This is a genomic window from Streptomyces sp. WAC05292, from assembly GCF_003949955.1.
Lineage (GTDB): Bacteria > Actinomycetota > Actinomycetes > Streptomycetales > Streptomycetaceae > Streptomyces > Streptomyces globosus.
In genome coordinates, this window is sequence record NZ_RPSE01000011.1 from 18,434 (window position 1) to 40,340 (window position 21,907).

Consider the following 21,907-nt stretch of genomic DNA (forward strand, 5'->3'; position numbering starts at 1 on the left):
AAGCTATGTTGCATTCACATATGCGTCAATGTTCGAACCGCATATTCCCAGCTCAATGCCGGTCAATTGATGCAATGGTCTGCGATCGAATGCAACATCGCATTGCAATGAATGAAAGCGAAGGCAATGCGGCCGGCGGATCGGGAAGCCGGCTGTCAGAGCGGGACGGCCGGCCCCCGGTCCCACGCGGGGGCTGATCAGCCGAGGACCGCGGTCGCCTCGATCTCGACCAGGTGCTCGGGCACGTCCAGCGCCGCCACGCCGATGAGCGTGGCCGGCGGCACCGGGGTGACCCCGAGCTTCCCGGCCGCCCGGGAGATCCCGGCCAGGAGGAGGGGCATCTTGTCGGGTGTCCAGTCGACGACGTAGACGGTCAGTTTCGCGACGTCGGCGAAGGAACCCCCTGCACCGGCCAGGGCGGTGGAGATGTTCAGGTAGCACTGCTCGACCTGGGCGGCCAGGTCGCCCTCGCCGACCGTGGCGCCGTCGGCGCCCCAGGCGACCTGCCCGGCGATGAAGACCATCCGTGTACCGGAGGCGATCGCCACCTGTCGGTAGACGTCGATCTCGGGCAGTCCGTCCGGGTTCACCAGGGTGATGGGCATGGCTGTGTTCCCTCCTCGTGCTCTCTTGTGGTTACTGGGGAACCGTAGGAGAGTGAGCGCTGACGTGGAAGAACGCACTTTTCGGTGACTGGGGAACCTCATGGTGAGCAAGCAGGTCAAGGGCTCGGCCAAGGACGAAGCGGATGTGACACGGGCGGATTCCCTCGCGCGGGAGATCTTCGCCGACATCGCCAACAAGTGGGCGCTGCTGATCATCGAAGCGGTGGGCGACCGGACCCTGCGCTTCACCGAGCTGCGGGGCCGGGTCGAGGGCATCAGCCACAAGATGCTCACGCAGAACCTGCGCCTGCTGGAGCGCAACGGCCTGGTCGAACGCACGGTCCACCCCACCGTGCCGCCACGCGTCGAGTACACCCTCACGGAGCCCGGCCGGGCACTGCGTGCGACGGTCGACGCCATGTGCGACTGGACCCACCGCCATCTGGACGCGATCGAGACGGCCCGCCGGCGCTTCGACTCGGCCTGACGGCGGCGACGACACCGAGAGGCCGACACAGGCCCTGTGGAGCCCGGTGGCCGGCATCAGCCCCCCGCGTCCCGACGAGGCCGGCCGATGCGAAGTGCAGGCCGGGAGCCTTCTCGTTCCGAGGCGGTGGATTTTCCTTTGGAACTCCGCTCCGACGCCTCCCGGTGTAGAGTGCAGGACGCCCTTGACCTGCATAAAGCCGGCAGGGAGCCGTCTTCTAGGAGCTCACATTGCTGCGCACCATGTTCAAGTCCTACATCTGACATCTGGACGTTTCCGCAGGTCAGCAGCGTGGTGACGGGGCTTTCGTCAGCAAACAGTCAGCATCAGCCCCTGGGGTTGCTGATGGGTGCACCAGTCGGTATTCGCGCATATTGCTGGCGCAGGTAGCGTGTCGGCATGCCGTGGCGGCTTCTGTCACGTGGACCCGACGTCGTTGAGGCCGACTCCGGCCGTCCTCGCCAGCGACACGGGTGCAGTTATCCACCGGACGACGACGGCGGCGACAGCCCTCGTCTCCTTCGTTCAGCGCTGGCGGTTCGGGCGGTTTCGAACGCGGCCGAACCGGTTCCAGAGCCACCTGGAGGGTCTGCCAGGGGCCTGCACTGTATTCCTGCCGGATCATCGCCGCGGTTTGTTCCCGGGCCAGGGAGGGATCGGTGATTGGGACAGACCTGCATGGCAGTTTGGCGGCTACCTAGTTTTCGCACCAGGCGCTCATGCGGCTGGCAACATGAGCCGTGTGGTCCGCGAGTTGCTCGTACAACGCTTGTGCTTCATCCACAGAGAAATAGGCGTCTAGGAGACCGTAGAGCGGCGCCTGGAGGGAAAGCCGTTCTTGCACGTGCCATGAGGGGCGGTAGTGAACCAAAGTGTTCCGGAACCCTCCGTGGGCCTGGAGAATCAGGTTGCTTGTCGGGGAGTCGAGGACGCCCTTCAGCAGTGATCGGTCCGGCGGGCGGAGTTGGGCTCCGTACTCTTCATCAAGCTTGCGGAGACTGGAGAGCGCGTGGTGGAGCGTGATGTACCGCAGCTTCCACAAGGTGATCGCTGAGGAGGGGTTGCGGTCGTCGGTGACGAGGACACTGGTCGTGTTTAGCGCGCAGGTCATGGCTGCCAGGGATGCCTTGATCTCCTCTGGCAGGATCGGATCGAAGCTTCGACGGTAATACTTCTCTGCACGTACCTCTGTCTTGGTCAGGTCCGTCTCCTGCACGGTGTCGAAAAATGACTGTCCTTCCCAAGGAAGTCCGTCTGCCGCTGTGGCGATATAGCTGCCCTGTTCCACGGCGATGGCGTGGAGTTTGGCGCCAAGCATCTCGGAATCCTTGAAAGCTTGCGGGGGGAAGGCGAGGAAGAAGCTGGCTGTGTGGGAGGTGGAGACGAGCCTGCCGCGAAAACGCCACAGGACGAGGTCCTTTTCCAGCGGCCGGGCCAGCGGTAGCCAGGTATTGTTCAGGAACTCCTCGCGGTGCTCGTCGACGATGCGCCGGAAGTCGGCGCCAACGTCGTCCAGTTCCTTGTACTTGTCGTCGTATAGCTTGACCGATTGCCGAGCGCGCTCGATGGCAGGTGCGTAGTCGTAGGCAAGTGCGTCCGAGAGGTCGGGAGCGATGTGGCGAAGCGCTCGGTGGGACTCGTGGATGATCAGGCACATGTAGTTGTGCATGCAGAAGATCGGGACGACAGCCAGTTGTGGGGCGGCTGTGATGCTGCGGGCGAAGCGTCGCAAGAACATGATGTCCTGCGCGATCAGCGCCAGGGCTATGTCGTTGCCGGGGGTCGTCGTCACTGGTGCTCTTCTCCAAGTGCAAGGGGCGGGTGCTGCCTCCTGCTGTACGGCATCAGTCCCGCAATAGGGTCGCTCCATGGACCAGTCGTGCAGGGCATCGTGTCAGCAATCTGTGCTGCCGCACAGCAGGGTTTCGAGCGGGAGGACCGTTGCGTGCACTGCGGCGGCCCGCCGGCGGCGCAGAGCCGTGGGGCGTCTTGCGGTTTCGTGGGCCCCGCTGCCGTGCGGGATGCCAGCGGCTACAGCGGCGTACTTCGAGGGAGGGGAGCGTGAGGACTGCCCGCAGCGCATGCGGGCCGCGAAGGCAGATGTCGTTCAAGAACGAGGCGCAGTCAACGCACCAGCGGATGCAGTCGGATCCCTACGCGATCTCGTAGCTGTCTGATTGGTAGCTACGAAGGCTATATATCGGACAGCGGTGGGGCTGCTGAGGTTAGAGTTCGCTCAGACTCATGCCCGGGGCCGACGTCCCTGTGAAGCCAGGGCGTGCCGGAGGTATGTGTGGACCTGCGCCCGACGCATCTTGGTTATGCCTATCAGGATCTACTCACCGCGCTGCGTCTGGTGGATCTGACGGTGGGACGTGCGAGGTCGGTGCTCGTCGACACGAAGATGTTCGCTGGGGACCGGTTCGACGACATCACCTGCGAGTGGGCCGACGGCAGCCGTGAGCGGCTGCAGATCAAGCACACGACTCACGATCGCACGTTGTCGCTGAAGAGTTTCACCAAGGATCAGCGCGGCCTGCAACTGGATCTGCTGTTCGCCTCCGTCAGTCAAGATCTGCAAACGGATCCCCGTACCTCGCACCGCCTCGTGGTACGCGACACGGAACCGGATGACCCTGATCTATCCCAGGTTCTGCAGCCTCTCAGCGCGAGCAGCGACCCGGGGCCAGCGCTGTTGGGGCTCAGCAGCAGGCGCTTTCGGTTCAGCGCCACTGCGCTGCGGGAACACGAGCCGTGGCGGTCGATGCTCGTCGACATGGACGATGACCTGCTCCGGAGCGCATGCGCCTCCTTGATCGTCGACACGGGTGTACCGGCGTGTTCGCTCAACGTTCGCGAGCCAGGGCCCGCCGAGGCTGCATTGCTGCATCGCGTCCGGGAGGAACTCGGCGCCGGCCGGCCGCCGAACCGGGATCGTGCACCTGAAGATGTAGCCTTGGCCCTTATCGAGGCAGCCAAAGAGGCCCGTGCCAGAGCGGGGACGGTGGCTCTCGAGAGCTTGTTTCCCCGGATGGCATTGAGGGTCGACTTCGGGGCGGCTCAGGAAGGGCACCCTGTGGACCGTGCCGCGGAGGTGACTCGTCCGACGGTTCTTACGCGCATGGTGGCCGCCCTGGAGAGTGCGGCTCGCTCGGGCGGTGTCGTCGTTGTCACCGGTGGTCCTGGCGTCGGCAAGTCCTGGTTGTGCGAGCAGCTCGGTGATGCGCTCGGGGACACCTGGGTCGCTGCGAGGCATCACTGCTGGCTCGGAAGTGATGACGAGCGGCTTCGTGATCGTGTCCTGACCGAAGTGGTGATCGGCAGTCTTCTGCAGCAGTTGCAGACAGCGGTCCCAGAGGCTGTGGCGCAGATCAGACCACGCTACGCGGCCACCTCCGAGACGCTCTCGGCGGCAGTTACAGCCGTGCGTAGCCTGGTTCCGGATCAGCCGGTGGCGCTGATCGTGGACGGTCTCGACCATGTCAGCCGGGTCCTCGGGAGCATCACCGGCAGCGCGTTTCAGCAGCAGTCGGACCCGGCCGCCTCCTTGGTGGAGGAACTCGCTGCCCTCAGCCTGCCTCCAGGTGTCGTCCTGGTCCTTGCCAGCCAGCCTGGCCTCCATCTTCAAGCCCTGGGCGCCCATGCGGAACACCTGACGGTCCCTGCTCTTGATCGTGGAGAGCTGTATGCGCTGGCGGATCGGCTGGGTGTCTTGTCGGCCCTGGCGGAATCGGGCTCAGAACAGCCATCCGCTGACCTTGCAGAGGCCGCTGTCGGGCTGATCGATGAGCGCTCACGGGGCAATGCCCTCTACGCCACGTACCTATGCCGACAGGCGGTGGGACCGACACCCGTCGTGGCATCGCTGTCGGCACGAGACGTTACTGAGATCCCTCTGGAGCGTCTGCGCGCAGTTCCTTCCTCAGCACAAGACCTCGACGACTACTACGACTACCTTCTCAAAGGCCTTACCAGCGAACAGCGGCAGGCCGTCAGCATGCTTGCCATCTGCGACTTCGCCGTCACCGCGCAGGAGCTTGGAGAGATCTTCCCGCTGCCCGGTCCGATGCTCGGCGCTGCGCTGACGAGTGTGGCACCGATTGTCGCGCAGCAGCCGGGCATTGGCGGGCTGAAGATCCACCATGAGAGTTTCAGCCGCTTCATCCGGAAGATCGACAGCAAACAGGGGTGGGTCGATCTCGTTAGGAAACAGGCTGCCGCTTGGCTCACCAGGCGCGGGTTCTTCACAGACCCGCGGGCATTTCGGCACCTGCCGGAGCTTCTGTCCGCCTTGGGTCACGACGAAGAGCTGGCCTCTCACATCGGACCAGATTTCCTCTCCCGAGCGATTGCCGGTCTGCAGCCCCCGCAGGCCATCGTCCACACCTTGACCGTGGCCGCGCAGCGAGCGGCAGTCCGGAGTGACTGGTCCACACTGGTGCGCTGCGTCGAACTCAGCCGGGCCCGGGTGACCTACGAGCAAGAGGGCCTGCCGGGCTCCCTCGTGCCGTACGCCGACGTCCTGGTGACACTGTGTGGGGCCGACCGGGTGGCAGCGAGCCTGATGTACGAGGGCGAGCGCACCATGATGGCGCGATGGGGCCTGCCGCTGTGCGCGGCTGTCGATCGTGCTGGCTTGGCCGCACCGTGGGCGACGTACCTGGCGGCCTGGGAGGAGGAACGCGACGACAATGTCCGTTACGGCTCTGACATTGACGACGCTGTGTTCCTCGCGGAGCTGCGTGGACGGATCAGGCAGCCACGCAGGAACATCGACGGCGATGCCGCGCCGCGCCCTGTCGCGCAGAGAGTGGCGCAGTTCTTTGACCAGGAGAATATGCGGACTGTTGAGCGTGCGCTGGGCGTAGTGCTGGAGTGTTTGGGGCACGAGGCGCTGATGGCGAGCGTGGAGCTCATTGAGCGTGCTGACCGGCGTGTGGCTGTTCTGCTGTGTCTCGCCGACGCCCGGGCCGACGTTGTAGGAGAGCTGCCTTCGGCACGCATGCTGGCCGCAGCGGCCTGGGCGAGTGGGCCGTGCGACCCGCGGCGTCTGCTCCGTCACGGCGTGCCCGCGGCGGATCTGGTGCATGACGTCTTCTCCGGCGGCATCACCGATGTCCTTGAGAAGGCGACGCGGGAGGTGCTGGCCGACCACGCTGGCGACCTGCCGGCTCCGGTGAACAGGTGGCTGTCGCTGCTTGCCGTGGCTCATGTCTGCGACCGGCAGGCCGCGGCCCGATTGCTCCCGCTCTTTGAGGGCGTTGGTTTCTACCGCGCGTGGCTGCGCTTTACCGTGGCGACCCTGGGCCTGCGCCACGATGTCGAAGCGGGCGTCATCCCAGCCGAGGCGGCTTCTTTGACCGCCCGTGTGGCACTTGAGCATCTGGCCCAGCACAATCAGCCGTTCGCGGGCCAGCCCAAGGCAAGCGATCTCGGCGGCATCCACAGACTGGTGCGAGAGGTACTGCACGATGCCGTCGTCGTGCTCCGGGACCAGGACGTGGCGCTGGGTATCGCAGCCTTGCAGGCCATCAGCCACGGAACCACCACATCCCTCATGGGCATGGCCGGGAGCGGGCCCCTCATCACGACGGAACTGGTGTCCCTGCTCGCCGAGAGCGTCGGCCGGGTTGGAGCCGGTGTCGTGCGCGAACTCATGGACACCCTGCGCGCAGCACAAGCAGGCCGCCGGGCTTTGTATGCGGAAGACGCGGACTTCGAGCTGGAAATGGCCCGCGTGAGTCTCGCCTGCGGCGATCTGCCAGCAGCGCAGGAGTGCTGGGACCGCGCCGCCCGGTTCATGGGCGCATATGGCGGCCACAAGGACGCCACCATCAGCGAGCTGCTCGATCCATTGACCGTGCTATTCCAGGCCGAACCTGCTCGGGCCCGTGAGAGGCTCGCCCGCTCGCAGCCTCTCACCTACCTCGTCTCCCAGCACACCAACGGACGAGGCACCAGTGGAATTCCCCATACATGGTGGGGGCTGCTGGCCCGCTTGGATCCGCAGGCCGCCGCACAACTGGGAGCCCGTGCTCTGCTGGCCGAGCCCGGCCTACCCGACGCCCGAGTGGAAGAAGCCCATCACCAGCTGCTCGCCACACAGGTCGACACAGCCGACCCCGTGATCCTGGCCACGCTGAGGATCGCTGCCGGCCACGCGGGCCAGAGCCTCGACACCGACATCGCTCTTCTCCACAGACTTGCGAACCTACCCCGCGACGATGCGGCACGGGCACAGCGCCTGCTGCCGGTACTAGCCAACGCGATCACTGCCACCTACGACGACCAGAGCCTGGTCTCCACTTTTCGCAGTGCCGGAGACCCACGAGCCACGGCGCTGTCCGCGGCAGCGCAGCAGTGCGGTGGTGAAGGCGGTCCGCTGTGGTCACCGAAGCAGGCCACGACCAAGACTTCTCGCAATTGGTACGGTCCCGAAGGGCGCTATGCCACAGACGCCTACCTGCACGCGCAACAGCGCCCCACACTGCCAGGAGGTGCTGCCGGCGCCTTGGCCGCAGTCCGTGACTACGACGACAAGCCATACAAAGCTCCTCCCGGCCCCCGGTGGTCGGCAGACGCCCTCGCCAATACAGTCGGATGGAGGCTCCTGGAGATCGCCGACCGACACGGCACCGATGCGGCGACCCGACTGCTGCACCGGCTTGCCGAAGACACGAGTGTGTACAAGCCGCGTGAACTTCTGGCCGATATCGCCACCGGGCTCTGTCTGCGCCAAGAGGCTGCCCCCGACACCCTCGGCACGCTCGCCGCTACGGCCGGCGCGCTCGCCTTCACCACGATGCGGGGAGGAGGCGGATGGCGCTCCTTCGCGGGCAAAGACAGGCTCGAGCTATGGCAGCAAGCCCACAGGGCGGATCCCTCCACCGCAGTCAGCCTGCTCGCCGACCAAGTGGCACGCGCCGTGGCCGGCGCCTCATACGACCGGACGATTGGTGTCAGCCAGGCCCTGGTCTCCGCCTTCGCCGCACAGGCCCCGCTCGACGGGACGCCAGGAGCCGACGCGCTCTCCTGTTGGGACGCGGCCTATGAAGTCATCGCTCACCGCCTACCCGGCGACGCCCGTCTCGATGACGGCGTCTATCAGCCGAGCCCGGAACCGGCCGCACAGCAAGACATCGACACCGCGCTGTGTACTCTTGCTCTGGCCACCCTTGCTCTACCCGAACGCGGCGACAAACGCCGCGCCTTGATCGCGGCGACTGTGCTGCTGGCGAGCCGCCCCGGTCAAGCCCAGACCGCACTTGCGAACGTGCTTTCCTTCTCCCTCGGTGCCGGGCCACTAACCTGGCTCCTGTCCGTTCTGTGTGACCACTTGCCACCGGACTCCCTGGACGCATCACTCCTCGACCGACTCGTTGCCTTGTGTAGCAGTGACATGCTGTCCGTGCGGGCCGAAGCTGCTGCGATCCTTACGCGTGCTGGGCGTCAGCCTCCTCCGCCCCCCGCAACACCGGCCCACCCGACACTCACACGTGCCGTAAGTGCCGTCTTTTCTCGTAGGGAAGGCACGCCATGACGAACTTCCAAGAGGCAGCGACCGAGATCGTCGATCAACATCTGGCGACCCGTCTCATCTCCGCGGGTGATCCTCCGGGACTACACGAGACCGTTGTCGACCTCGTCACCGAGGCATTCCCCCAGCACGTTGAAGCGCTGATGGGGCACCAGCTGGACTCGCTCACCCACCCGAGTGGGACTCAATGGCCCGATGCCTACCTTGCTGACGAAAGTGCTGCCGAAGACGCACTTCAGCAAGCTGCGGCCGGGCTGCGCGTCGCGCTTGCCCAAGCCGGACAGATGAGCGGTAATGCGCAGATCTTCGAACGCAAGACTGCCGCTCGACTACGTGACGATCCACGAGCGGCGCTGCGCGCGGAGCTGGCCCGCGTGCCGCGGCCCCTCACTCGCCCACAAATTCTGGAGTGGTCACTCGACCCTGCCCCCTGGTTCACAGAAAGCCGCGGCGAACCTGGCGTCTGGCCACCTGTGGGATTCGAGTCAGTTGCCGGTCAACGACGGTTGCCGGACGGCGTCGAGGCACTCCCTCGTGTGAGCAGCGGCCCCCACGAGGGATGGGTACAGATCGGGTTCACCGAACGGCAACTTACCCCTGCACGCCGGTATCCAGATGAGCCCGCCCGCCAGATACAGATCATCGTCGGACTGGAGGCTGGCGGCGGTCGTACACCGGCCAGCCCCCTGCCCCTCGCTAAAGCTCCCTGGCAGTTGTGGACGCGCCCGCTGCGGCATCTGGTGCCTCACCTTGTCGACACGGGCGCGGCCGTGAGGCATATCAGCACCACAGATCAACCCTTCGTGGCTCTGACCGATGCCAGCGCTACCACCCTAGTCAACGCGCCCCTTCCCTCGTACGGCCTGGGGCTACCTCACCTTGTCCTCGCACCGGCTGTCAGCGTCATTGCTGCTCTCGGCCTCGAACCCACGGAAGGAGTCTGTGGTTTCAGCCTCAGCGACGCGCAGGGAGAAGCACTGGTCGGTCGTCAATGGCGAGGCCACCTTGTCCACGACGGGAACTACAGACCTCTGCTGCCCGCGATCGAGGGGGCAGATCTGCTGATCCGCCCCGACTTGTTTGCCCGCCTTCACAACTTCGTTGGTGCCGCTCGCTGTCACGTCGGTCTCCGAGTGGTTCTCAAGCCAACAGAGCAGCTCAGTGCCATCTCGGCCAAGGACGATCGCAACCACTGATCACGTCGGCGGTGAGGGCGACTTACAGGGCGCTTTGTCCTGGCGAAGGTGCTTGGTAAGCCCGTCGAAGATGATGGCTGAGTGTTGGTCAAAGTAGAGGCAGTGCAGCCGGCCCGGTCGGGGCCGATATTCGCCCGAGCGCAGTCGGCAGTGGGCACTGCTGTGCTGCTCTGGCAGGGGGCGCCCGAGGCGGTGGGGCGAGAGCACCACGTCGAGTGGACCGTGGATGAGGACATCGTCTGGACGGAGAACGCCCGGCAAAGCACTGATGGAACGCCTGAGCTGCGGGAAGACGGTGACCGCATCGTCTTTCGTGGACGGCTGAGTCTCGACGAGGACGGAGGGGCGGCCCTGGACGTGGGCGGCTCGGTGATCCTGTTCGTTCTTGCCAACCCGCCTCTGCCGGATGGTGTCGACGGGGCGTGGGTCGAGGCCGCGTGGCAGCGGGCAACGTCACGGTCTGGCCCCACGCGGTCTGACCGTCGGTGGGCGGTTAGGTGTCGCACCAGTCATATGCCTGCGCCGCCTGGGACCTGATCCTGACGCGATCAGCTGGCGACGCTGAACCACCCCGGCCGCACCTCGGTCAGAAGCCCTGGTCCGTGACGTCAAGAGGTTCGGGCAGGCTCAGCCCGTACCAGCACAGCCGTCAGAGGTCGAAGATTTCTCTCCGGTCGGCTGCGAAGTCGAAATCGATCTCCGTGCCGTTGTCGCTGACGAAGAGGCACGTGCCCCATGAACTGTGTACGAGTAGGTGCCGACCTGCCCACTGCGGCTGATTCGGCGCGAGCCGGGCGCGGAGGCGGTCGACTTCGCGGGCGTCGGCGTGCAGGTCGGCGAAGTCGGTGGCGAGACCGGTGCCTCCCTGTACCTCGGTGAGACCGGGAACGGGTTGGTAGAGGACGGAGGTCTTGACTGGGGTGGTTAAGGACGACGTCGTGCGGGCTGGGACGGCTTGGCCAGGGGGCTGAACAGTGTCGCGCATCCAGGCAGCACTGGGATGTGCCAGAACGTCCGCTCACGCATCCAAGGCAGGAACCCCCGGACGGAGGGGCCCTTGCGGGTCCTACTCGGTAGTCGACCGTTGGCGCTGCCCTCTGCGCCCTGCGCACTCCCGGCCCGTGGGCCAGAATGCAGAATCCTCGGACGATGTGATCGCTGATCCGGTTTGATGGCGCCACAGGGCTCACCGCCCGGTAGGCGCCGTGCGGCGAGCGTTCGAGGGACGAGGGGAACGACCATCACATCGACGTACGACACCGTCGGCAGCGCATTCCGGGACACCGTGACCGCCCTGACCCGACGGCGGATCGAGATCTACCAGCACGCCGGTGAGGAATGGCGATTCGCGGAGAGCCTGAAGTCCGTCAGCGAGGACACCGCCCAGGAGTACGAGGGCCGCACCGTACTCGAACTCGTCCAGAACGGGCACGACGCACTCGGCAGCGACCGTCCGGGACGCATCTCCGTCCTCGCGGTCCCCGACGAGGGCGGCGGTGTCCTCTACGTCGCCAACGAGGGCGCGGCCTTCGAGGAGAAGAACTTCCGCGCCATCACCGAGGTGGCTCTGTCGAGCAAGGCGGCGGGCGAGGGCATCGGCAACAAGGGGCTCGGTTTCCGCAGCGTGCTGCAGCTGACCGACTGGCCGGAGATCTACTCCAAGACCTCGGCCGACTCCCCGGTGTTCGACGGCTACTGCTTCCGGTTCGCGCGACCCGACGACGTACACGCCCTCGTGGACGATCCCGGGCTGGCGGCCCGCGTGGTCGAGGACATCTCCCCCCTCGCACTGCCCGTGCCGGCCGAAGTCACGGACCCTGTACTCAAGGAACTGGCCGAGGACGGATACTCCACCGTCGTACGGCTCCCGCTGCGGGACCCTCACGCCTGGGGACTCGCCGTGGCGCAGATGAGCGGGATGGCGAACGGCGACGCGCCGCTCCTGCTCTTCCTCGACCGGGTGGCCGCACTCCTCATGGAGGTGCGCGGCGAATCCCCTGACGCGTTCACGCGGGTCCTGTCCCGTACCGAGCACGCCTCGGACCTCGTCCGCGACCTCGTCCGCGACCGCGAGACTGACCGCGAGGGCGACCGCGCGAGCGACTGGGTGACGGAAGTCGACCTCGCTGACGCCGGCCGCTATCTGCTGGCGCGCCGCACCGTGGAGGCCGGCGCCCTCAGCGAGGCGATCCGGCGCAGCGTACGAGCCCGGGAGATCGATGCAGCCTGGGAGAACTGGAACTCCGACGCCTGGGTGGCGGTGGCCCTGAGGCTGGACACCCCGCTCGCGCACGGCCGTATGTACACGTTCCTCCCCATGGCCGCCGCTGCCCGGGCTCCCTTCCCCGGGCACGTCCACGCCCCCTTCTTCACGAAACTGGCGCGGCTCGACATCAGCGAGTCGGTGGCACTCAATGACCACCTCCTCAACCACGTCGCACACCTGGCGGTGGATCTGAGCCGGCGCATCCGCTCGGAATCACCGCACCTGGTGGCCGCCGACCTCGTGGTCGACCTCGTCAGCTGGGACGCACCGAAGCGGTTGAACGACGCTCTCGACGGCGAACTCGCCACCGAACCGATCGTCCCGCTGCACGGCGCGGACACCTGGGGCTCACTGCGGGACTCCTACGCGTGGCCCGAAGGAAAACGCTCCTGGCGGGTACTGACCACCGACGCCCTCGCCCGCGCAGGAGCTCCGCTGCTCGCCGCGTCCGTCGGTTCCGTCCGCCACGCGCGACTCGACAAGCTGTGCAGAGCCGTCCTCCCCACCTCGCTTCGCGCACCGGCACCACTGTCGGCCGAATGGGCCGAGCGCGTGGCTGCCACGCTGCCCCGAGAGGACGAGACCGCGGCAGGCCCCCTGTGGGGCGACTTCTACGGTGATGTCGCGCATGCGTTCGCGAGGGACCAGGAGGCGTTGCGGGGCCGCCGCATCATCCTCGACCAGAGCCTGCGGCTGAGGAAGACCCTCGGCGGCGCGGCCGAGTCGCAGCAGAACGACGGAACCGTCTTCTTCCACCCCGACGCCGACTCCGTCACCCGGGTCCCCGGTGACCTGAAGGCGCTGCGCCGCCGCATCGCCTTCACCCACCCGGCGATCGTCTGGGACCCCCAGGGGCGCGACTTCCTCCAGCGCCACCGGCTCGTGCGCCCGTACGAGCTCGACCGGGTCTTCGACGCGCTGGAGGACCTGCTCGCCGGCCGGCCCACCGATGCCCTCGGCCGCGACGCCCTCGTCTTCGCCTTCCGGCAGTACCCGACCCTCACCCAGACCCAGCGAGGCCGCCTGCCCCGCATTCCCTTCCGCGTCCCGCTGGCGGCCGACGGCTGGGGCAGGGCGGCGCGGTGCTCCTTCTCACCCGCCTGGGGTACCGAGGGGGCACGGAGGCTGGACCGGTTCCTCGGCGAAGCCGGGGCCGGGGTGCCCGCCGCGATCGCCGCTCAGCGAGAGGGCTGGATCAGCGGACCGGACGACTGGCCCACACCCGTCCGCGACCCGTCCGCCTACGTCGAGTTCCTCTCCGCACTGGGAGTGTGCGACGGGCTACGCCCGGCCCACGTCGGCGGCCGGCTGCAACCCACTTACGGCAACGACCTGCATCCGGCCGGCCTCGCCGTACGCTTCGGATTCGGGGACCAGCTCGCCGCCGCCTGGACCGCGGACGTCCGCAAACAATGGACGAAGTTCGCGCACCCGTGGACCCCGTACGAGTTCACGCGCGCACCGGCCCACCTCGCGGGAGCGGCCGACGTCGCGGCACTGCCCAGAACGGCTCGGCGCGAGTTCGCCGAACTGCTCCTCCACGGGCTCCGCACCTGGGACGGCAAGGTGTTCACCTTCACCGTGCACAGGCCGACGTATCCCTTCAAAGACGAACACCTCTGGCCGACACCGCTCGCCTCCTTCCTCCGGGGCTTGGCATGGCTCCCCGTGGAGGAAGCGGACGGACCCTTCTTCGTCGCGCCCGGCCAGGCGTGGTTCAGCACCGACGGCGAACTCCCCGCCTTCGTCCCCGCCCTGCCCCTGACGATCCGGCGGCTGCTCGCCGACAGGACCGTCGCCGACCGCCTCCTCCACCTGGGTCTGCGCAGATGGGACGACCCACAGCACGCCGGGGCGGTCGTGCTGCAACTCGGGGACACGCTGGACAACAGCGAGGTCCCCGAGTACCTCAGCGTCGCCTTCAAACGGCACTACGAGCGGGCCTGGTCGCAGATCGCGCAGACGGGAGCCTGGCCTTGGGAACCCGGCGAGGAGATCCGGCTGGCCGTCAGCCGCGCCAACATGCTCGGCGCCCTGACGGTGCCCGCCTCCGCCGGGGGAGCCACCGTCTACGTACGCGACCAGGAGGACCCCCTCAAGGAAGCGCTCATCGAGCTGGCGGGTCACCCCGTCCTGGTCGCCCCGGCCGAGTCCGGGGAGGCGATCGTCCGACTGGCCGGGGCACACGGGCTCCGGGTGGAACGCACGTCCGCCACCCATGTGCAGGTCCGGCACCGGGACGGCTCCCCGATCACCCCGGACGGAGCGGCCACCGCGCTGGTCGAGCGCGGGGAATGGCTGGTCACCGTCGTCGCCCTCGCCATGGAGCTGAAGTCCGGGGCGTTCGTCCGGCGCAGCGAGCGCGGCGTGCGTGCCGCGCTCGAACGGCTCCGCACCATCCGCGTCGTGCACGCCGCCGACGTGGAGATCGCCATCGCCGGCGCACCGGCCGAACCACCGTCGACCACCCGGGCCCTGCCACTGCCCGACGACGACCACCCCACCGTGGTGGTCTGGAGGAGCGAGGAAGGCTGGGACGAACTCCAGGCGGCGACACCGGCCATCGCACAGCTCCTGAACCGTCCATGGCTGCAGGACGCGCTCGAACTCGTCCTGGTGAAACTGGAGCGGCTCTTCGACGGCCACGTGCCCGCCCACATCGACGACGGTTCCCTCGCCCAGGCACTGGACACGACTGAGGCGAAGGTCACCGAGATCAGACGCCATCTCACCGGCGACGTGCAGGACGCCGTACGGCTGATCCGTCCCGTCCTGGCCTGCGTCACCACCGGCGACTGGGACGAGGAGTCGGAGAACCTCCTGGCCCGTGCGGGAAACGAGTCCGAACTCCAGGCGGTCATCGACCGGTGTGCACCCGGCCTGCTCGTCCCGTCGGAGGCCCTGGTGGCCCTCGCTCGCTCCTCCACGACGCCCGCCGAACTGCGCGACGAACTACGGCTCGACTTCATGGAGTTCAACGCGGCGCTGGCCACGCTCGGCCCCGGGTACTCGCCGTACTCCTACCCCGACGTCCACGAGCAGGCCTTCGGCGACTTCGTGCGTGCGCACGCCGACGCGATCCTCGACCGGCTCCGCGAGCGCTACGCGGCCGTCGCCGACGAGGGCGGCGACTGCACCCCGTACGCCGCGGCCCGGGGCCTGCACGACCTGCGGTTCGACCCGGACTGGCTGCCCCGCTTCATGACCCCGCCCCCGGAGGCGATGCGCGCCAGGGTGGGGGAGTGGCTGCGCGAGCACGGCGCCGACGACGACCTCGACCGGCCGGGAACCCTCCCGCCCGTCGACCTGCTGCGTGAACGCAACGCCTCTGCGATCGACCTCCTGGTGAAGGTTCTGCTTCCCCAGGTGGAGGCCTGGTGCCGCAAACAGGGCGTCGAACCTCCGAGCGGCTGGCACGGCGCGGTCTTCCTGGAGTCCAAGAGCTGCGTCGACAGGTCCGGGCTGGGCGATCTGGCGGAGCTGGGCGAGAGCCAGCTGATCGATGCGGTGGAGCGCGCGGTGGAGTGGCCCGACGGCATGCCGCGGACTGCGGACCTTGTCCTGCTCGGCCTGACGCCGGACGATCTGGCGCGGTCGGCGAAGCGCCTCTCCCGTGCTTCCGGCGGTACCGGCGGTACCGTGCCGCGCACCATCACCATCGGGGACGCCGAAGTCAGCGTGGGACGCGACCAGCTCTCCGCCATCGCGGACATCGCGGCGCGCACGGTCGGTGAATCCTTCCTTGAGCAGAGCGGCAGGGTGCGCCTGGACGCCGTACACGGCGTACCCCGGCCACGCGGGGCAACGAACTACCCCAGACAGCGCATCGTCGTGGCGAAGATGAACCAGACCAACGAGGACCAGCGTTCGGCCATCGGCCTGGTCGGAGAAGTAGCGGCCCGCGCATGGCTCCAGCGCCGGTACGCGGACGTGTACTGGCGGTCCGGATACGCCGCTGTCGTCAACGGAGACCGCGACGCGTCCGACTCGCTGGGGTACGACTTCGAGGTGACGTGGCGCGACACCACCCGCTTCTTCGAGGTGAAGGCGCTGAGCGAACCGAGCGCCGACCGGGTCGAGTTCGAGCTCGGACCGTCCGAGGTGGATGCGGCCCGCCGCCACGCACGCGGCAACCGCTACCGCATCCTGTTGATCACCTCCGCGCTCGCCCCCGAGGGCCGCAGGGTCTTCGAGCTCCCGAACCCCTTCTCCGCGCAGGGCCGGGACCGGTTCAAGATCGTGAGCCGAGGGTTGCGCTATCAGTGCTCACCTCTCGAGAGGGGGTAGGCTCGGCGCTCCAGCCTTCCTCGGCAATGGCTATGGCTAGGGGCGGGCCAAGCTCAGCGGTGAGGTCGAGTTGGCGCGCTTCGTGCTGCGGCCCTCAACCGCACTCGAGGAAGCCGCCGAGGTGCTCAACAGGGTGGCCGTGATCGGGCCACGGATGGCCCAGCACACGACTCAGCCGCAAGCCAAGGAGACTGTGATCGCGTTGATCGACGGAGAATCTGATGGCGCCGATGCAGGGGTGGACGGATAGATGACGGGCGACTTTGGCCCCGACCGCTTGCGGCAGCTCTTCGGCGACCCGAACGAGGACGGGGTCTACCTTGTTGGCGTCGTGGAGTTCTCGGACGATGCGAGCGAGGACCAGTGGTCGTACGTCGGGAACACTCAGATGGGGACCCTGGAGTCAGTTGCCAGCAGGCTCGGCTATGAGCGGCGTGACATCACGATTGTGGAGCCTTACCGAGAGCCTGGCCGTGGGGTGCTGCCGGACGGAACAGAGCTGGCCGTGACCTCGACCACCGTGCGAGGGAGTGCGTCATGGCATCGGAGTAGCCGGGAGCCAACGCCGGAGGAACGGCTCCGGTGGGCAGGGCATCCAGTGCCGCCGCCACCTCCGCCCGAGCCGGTGCCGGTTGGCCCCAACATGGAGACGGCGAGGCCTCGGATCGAGGAGCACCAGGGCGATGTCTTTTACACGAAGACCGGCAAGCCCTTCATCTACCGGACCAACCGCTACACCCTGGTCATCGTCGAGAGCCGGCGCAACGTGCAGTGGCACGAGATCAGGTCAGCGCTGGAGGCATGGCCGATCGCGGGGCCGTCGGAGATTCCACGATGCCCCGAACGTTCTGGGCGGTACGTCTACGGGATCGTGTCCGACGAGCGGATCCGGCAAGGGGACTGGTGACGACCTTGGACCTGCGGCTCTGTGGCGGCTGATGCGATGCTCGCCGAACCTGTCGAATCGTCGGACGCTACAGCTACGGTTATGGGTAAGTTTCTACTATCGCGACTTCCTCGTCGACCGAGCGCCGAGAAGCACCCGAGCAATGCCGAGGACGCATGGCCGAGGACCAAGAGTACGAAGAGGTCGAAGCAGTTGTTTGCATCCCCAGGGGTGAGCGCCTCGCCGACTCGCGGAAGAGTGAAGGCTGGAGTCGTGGGTTCACTCCCAGGACGAGCGACAAGGGGCCGGAGCACGTCGAGGTCCGCCTGAAGGCCGACAAGGAGTCAGGTTTCACAGACAAGCCCGAGATCGTCTACGTCACCGAGTACGTGGAGGATCAGCCTCCTCAGCTCACCCCCGGACAACAGGCCGTAGTTAACATCGCGGTCCAGGTCATCGATGGTCTCGTAGAAATCGCGAAACCTCTCGTTGCGCATTGGTGGCACACCCAGGCCGTGCCGGTCCTCGTTGCGAAGCGCGAAGGCTTGGTGCTGAAGCAGCAGGCCCGCAGAGCCCAGAAGAAGGCCTTGCGGGCCGGGGGCACGACGTCACCTCATGTTGCTGTTCCGGGGGTTGCGGCTGACACGCTTTCCCAGGATGTGGCCACCGCGCCCAGCGGCCCGAAGGCCACTGTGACGAGCGAGCAGTTCCAGCAGATGTTCATGACCTGGCTCGCTCGTGAGGACGCCCAGCAGGCGCTCTGGAGACTCATCATGAATGCCGAGGTCGAGGATGGCGGTGCTGCCACCCTGGCATGGCAGCAGGAACTGAAAGAGCTTTCGCCTGAGCAGCGATCTGAGCGGGTCATGGAGTTCCTCGCTACCAACCCATCGATCCTGGAGGACTTCGCTCGTCAGCTCATGGGCAGCATGGCCCCCGGGCTCGGCGAGACGACTCTCAGGTACGACCGGGTCTAGGCAGTGTCTGATGGCTCTTTGGTGAGGTCGCGGAGCCAGATCACTATGGCTGCGGTGGCCAGGGTGCCGTTGAAGATGTAGTCGCGTTTGTCGTACCGGGTTGCGACGGCCCGGTGCTGCTTCAGCTTCCCGATGCAGCGTTCAACGGTGTTGCGTTGGCGGTATTGCTCACGGTCGAAGGACGGCGGGCGGCCGCCGGCCCGGCCGAGCCGGCGGCGGTTCGCGCGCTGGTCGTCCGGCTGGGCGATCGTTGCCTTGATCCCGCGTTTACGCAGGTAGAGGCGGTTGGCGCGGCTCGAGTACGCCTTGTCGCCGCGGGCCCGGTCCGGGCGGGTGCGGGGACGCCCGGCCCCGGTGCGGGCCACGCTCAGGACCTTCATGAGCGGGATGAACATCGGACTGTCACCGCGCTGGCCAGGCGAGGTCAGCCAGACCAGAGGGCGGCAGCGGTCATCCGCCAGGAGGTGGATCTTGCTGGTCAGCCCGCCCCGGGAGCGTCCCAGGGCCTCGCGGCCCTCTGCATCCACACGGGTCCCACCCCTTTTTCGGGGTGGTCGGCCGGGGCCGAATGCCGGGCCCCGGCCGCGTGCTGGTGGGCCCTGCAGGTGGTGGAGTCGACGTTGACCGCCCATGAACCGTCCGCGTCCCGGGCGATGGAGTCGGCGCCGGCCTGCAACGCTCGCAGGATCTTCGACCAGGTGCCGTCGGCCGACCAGCGGCGGTGGCGTTCATAGACGGTCTGCCAGGATCCGTAGCGTTCGGGCAGGTCACGCCAGGGAATCCCGGTCCGCGTCCGGTAGAGCACACCGTTGGAAGGGCGGCTGACAGGCGGTGTCCGTCAGCCGCCCTCGGCGATCAGGAAGTCGCGCAGGTCGGAGAGCGTCCGGGTCGTGCCGTCCACCGTCAACGACCAGAAGGTCCACCCATCCACTTGGTCGTCGCCGGTCGCCATCCGTGCCGCGGACGTGGGCGTGGCCAAGGGCCGCTGGAAGCACATGATGCTGCCGTCCGCCAGCAGGGTCGCCCTGGCCGGGCCTCGTTTCCCCCGGCCTGTCAACACGATCCCGCCTGCGGAGAATGTCTCAGGCGGCAAGGCGGCTACCAGAGTCCGCAGGTCAGTGCGATGCTCTGTTGCCGTGGCCGCAGGGGGCTCGACTCCGTCGCTCGCTTGTCCGGCGACGTCGTCCGCCGCCCCTCCCTCAAGGGGTGCGTCGTTTCCCGAGAGGTCGTGGGCGAGGAGGGCCAGGCGTTCGGCAGCAGCGGCCGCTGCGCTCCACTCGGCGGTCGTCCGGGTCAGGTCGTCGAGCTCGGTGCGGGCGTACAGCGCCGCGCCGACGTGCCCTCCGCTGGCGAGGTACAGCTGGACGAGTCCGTTCACCCTGCCGAACAGGGTAGATCTACTCTCGATGAGTAGGTCCGAGTTGAGCGCGAGCATGCGTATGGTCTCGTCTACCCGGCAGAGGTCTCGTGCCACTTCGTCTTTGGAGTACGGCTGCTCGGGACGCCGCCGAGCATGACCCTGCCCGTCGAATCCCATGAGTTCGGCATCCTCGGCCACCACGGGATCGAGCAGGACGGGTAGCTCGCCATCCAGGCTCCCGCCCACCGATGCGCGTTGCCCAAGCAGGGGAAAGCGGGCTCCCTTGCCAGGTCCGGCACTTTGATTGCCGTAGCGGGCACCGCCGCTGTTGCAGTGGTGGCAGGAGAGACGGTAGTTGGCAGGGTCGTAAGCGAGCCACCAGTACCCGCGGCGCTCCGTCTCACCCACGACGACGGACTTCGGCCGGTAGTGGTCTACGTGGTAAGGCGAGCGGACGAACCTGGTCTCGCAGTACCAGCACTTCTCCCCGATGAGGGCGATCAGCGTGTCGCGGATCGCGTCCTCCCGCCACATCTCGCGGAAGGAGAGCTGCTTGTCCGCGTCCTTCGCGTCCTTATGGAGCTTCGCGAGTTCCTTAGCGGCCCGGTCCGCCCACTTCTGCGGCGCGGTGAGTCCGCTGTTGTCCACGTGGCGCACCGGGATCAGACCCCCCGGGAGAAGCGCTCGTCGAAGAGGATCCGTGCGGTCGCTTCGAGCTCCTCGCCCGTCATAGTCCCGTTCCGGGCTCGTTTGACGAGTTCCGCGCGCCGACGGTGCAGTTCCGCCAGGAAGGAAGAGAGCACCTTGTCGCGGCGCCATGTGGCGAAGCCCAGTCCGTCGAGCTGGTCGGTGACCTCCTGGAGTTCCTGGCGAGCCTCGGGATCGTCCTCGGCCACCGGTATGAGGCGGTACTGGGTGTCGATCAGGTCCTGGGTGTGTTCGTCGAGTTGGCTCCGGAGGCGGAATAGGTCCGAGGTGAGCAGCCCACCGGCTCCTTGGCCTCGTGGATTGGTGTCCGGGTCGAGCGCCTTGGTCCGTCCGTCGGCGTCCTTGTCGAGCACCCGGATCTGCTGTCGCAGCATGTTCGAGACGAGGAGGGGCTCGTGGGTGGCGGCGATGAACTGCGAGCGCTGTCCGTCGCCGAGCATGCTCTGGACGGACGAATACCAGCGCCGGCTCCACTCGGGGTGGAAGTGTGCGTCGGGTTCGTCGAGGAGGAAGAGCGACTCCTGGCCTCGCTGCAGCCGCAGCAGACCGAGGACGGTGAGGATCTGCTGTTCTCCGGAGCTCAGCTGGTCCGCCCGGACGAGGGCGCCATCCGCCTTGCGGACGCGCACGTCGACCGTGAGGTAGCCGGCCATCTGAAGGGTGGACAGGAGCCCGAACATCGACAGGTCGCTGTCGAAGAGGTTGCGGAAGGCGAGCACGTCCTCGGCGCTGCTCATGGCGAGGGCGAACCCGTCGTCGGGGGTACCCGCGCTGTACAGCGGGTCCGATTCCGGCACCGGTCCGAAACGGCCTGATGCTGCCGCCTCCGCGAACAGTGCGCGCGGCGGCCCGCCCAACCCCCAGTACGGCAAGGCTGACAGCTCTTCCCCTACCGACGCGGGGGCGCGCAAGTGCAGCGTGGCGGACACCACCCCGTCCACCCTGGCCTGCTCCTTGAGGTAGTCGCCGAAAACGTCCGCCCACTGGGCGGCCAGGGAGAGCAGGACCAGGGGGAGCCAGTCGGGCGTGCACAGGAATCCCGGGGCGTACAGCGGGCACGTGATGGGCAGCTCCAGCTGCTCCGACCACACCCCGTCCTCGTTCTCCGGCCGATCCTGCCAGGCAAACCAGGACTCGGTCCACTGCTCGCGCCACGTCGCCAGCTCCGCCTCGGCGAAGTGCACGTGGCGCTCGAACTCGGAGCCCCGCGGGACCCGGCCGTGCACCTGATACCCGAAGACGTGGTCGGGAAGGTGGCGGCGCCAGTCGTGACGCGGTGTCTCGTCGCGCGACCCGGTAACGTCCGTCACCCACATGACCGGATCTGCCTCGGCGGACGGCTGCACGATCTCGACGGTCGTGTTGCGGAGCCGGTAGCGCACCTCGTATCCGAAGTCCGTACGGCCCGAATGGCCGAGGGCGCAGCGGTAGAGAGCCCCGAAGAGCTCCGCGAGCGCGTGTAGGATCCGAGACTTCCCGCCTCCGTTGGGACCGATCAGCACGGCAATGGCCTGCCCCTTGTCGACGGCCCTCTCCAGGTCGAGGGTGAAGTCCCGCAGGCCGCGGTAGTCGGGCAGCCTCAGCTGCAGCAGCTGCAT

11 protein-coding genes and 1 pseudogene are annotated in these 21,907 nt (G+C 67.3%); 6 read left to right on the forward strand and 6 right to left on the reverse strand.

Annotated features, from left to right (window positions below; all coding sequences use genetic code 11):
* Positions 1-197: 197 nt before the first annotated feature.
* Positions 198-605: a RidA family protein gene (locus EF903_RS02665; protein ID WP_125540959.1), complete on the reverse strand. Its 408-nt coding sequence runs from the start codon at positions 603-605 to the stop codon at positions 198-200.
* A 100-nt stretch (positions 606-705) separates the two neighbouring features.
* Here EF903_RS02665 and EF903_RS02670 point away from each other — a divergent pair, with 100 nt between their 5' ends.
* Complete coding sequence (locus tag EF903_RS02670) at positions 706-1,092, forward strand: helix-turn-helix domain-containing protein (protein WP_125540960.1); 387 nt, start codon at positions 706-708, stop codon at positions 1,090-1,092.
* 697 nt (positions 1,093-1,789) lie between these two features.
* Here the strand turns inward: EF903_RS02670 and EF903_RS02675 are convergent.
* Positions 1,790-2,884, reverse strand: a complete 1,095-nt coding sequence (locus EF903_RS02675; RefSeq protein WP_125540961.1) for a hypothetical protein — start codon at positions 2,882-2,884, stop codon at positions 1,790-1,792.
* A gap of 501 nt (positions 2,885-3,385) precedes the next feature.
* On the opposite strand from EF903_RS02675, the gene EF903_RS02680 reads away from it, so the two are divergent.
* Positions 3,386-8,632 (forward strand): AAA family ATPase, encoded by a 5,247-nt coding sequence (locus EF903_RS02680; RefSeq protein WP_125540962.1) that lies wholly within the window; start codon positions 3,386-3,388, stop codon positions 8,630-8,632.
* Positions 8,629-9,825, forward strand: coding sequence for a hypothetical protein (locus EF903_RS02685; protein WP_125540963.1), 1,197 nt, complete (start codon positions 8,629-8,631; stop codon positions 9,823-9,825). The genes EF903_RS02680 and EF903_RS02685 overlap by 4 nt, the downstream gene beginning before the upstream one ends.
* A 649-nt stretch (positions 9,826-10,474) precedes the next feature.
* Here the strand turns inward: EF903_RS02685 and EF903_RS34950 are convergent.
* The gene (locus tag EF903_RS34950) at positions 10,475-10,810 is read right to left on the reverse strand and encodes a hypothetical protein (RefSeq protein WP_260614732.1); all 336 of its coding nucleotides are present in this window, start codon (positions 10,808-10,810) and stop codon (positions 10,475-10,477) included.
* Between the two features lie 300 nt (positions 10,811-11,110).
* Between EF903_RS34950 and EF903_RS02695 the strand changes: the two genes are divergently transcribed.
* From EF903_RS02695 to EF903_RS02705, 3 genes are all read left to right on the forward strand, one after another.
* Positions 11,111-16,378, forward strand: coding sequence for a sacsin N-terminal ATP-binding-like domain-containing protein (locus EF903_RS02695; RefSeq protein ID WP_125540964.1), 5,268 nt, complete (start codon positions 11,111-11,113; stop codon positions 16,376-16,378).
* A 643-nt stretch (positions 16,379-17,021) separates the two neighbouring features.
* The gene (locus EF903_RS02700) at positions 17,022-17,285 is read left to right on the forward strand and encodes a hypothetical protein (protein WP_125540965.1); all 264 of its coding nucleotides are present in this window, start codon (positions 17,022-17,024) and stop codon (positions 17,283-17,285) included.
* A 155-nt stretch (positions 17,286-17,440) separates the two neighbouring features.
* The gene (locus tag EF903_RS02705; protein WP_125540966.1) at positions 17,441-18,241 is read left to right on the forward strand and encodes a hypothetical protein; all 801 of its coding nucleotides are present in this window, start codon (positions 17,441-17,443) and stop codon (positions 18,239-18,241) included.
* Here the strand turns inward: EF903_RS02705 and EF903_RS33785 are convergent.
* The 3 genes and pseudogenes from EF903_RS33785 to EF903_RS02720 all read right to left on the reverse strand — a co-directional run.
* Positions 18,238-19,061, reverse strand: a pseudogene (locus tag EF903_RS33785) (IS5 family transposase); the annotation flags it as partial. The gene EF903_RS02705 and the pseudogene EF903_RS33785 overlap by 4 nt on opposite strands.
* 18 nt (positions 19,062-19,079) lie before the next feature.
* On the reverse strand, positions 19,080-20,249 hold the full coding sequence (locus EF903_RS02715) for an HNH endonuclease (protein WP_125540967.1): 1,170 nt from the start codon (positions 20,247-20,249) through the stop codon (positions 19,080-19,082).
* A gap of 14 nt (positions 20,250-20,263) precedes the next feature.
* On the reverse strand, positions 20,264-21,907 hold the full coding sequence (locus EF903_RS02720) for an ATP-binding protein (RefSeq protein WP_185902500.1): 1,644 nt from the start codon (positions 21,905-21,907) through the stop codon (positions 20,264-20,266).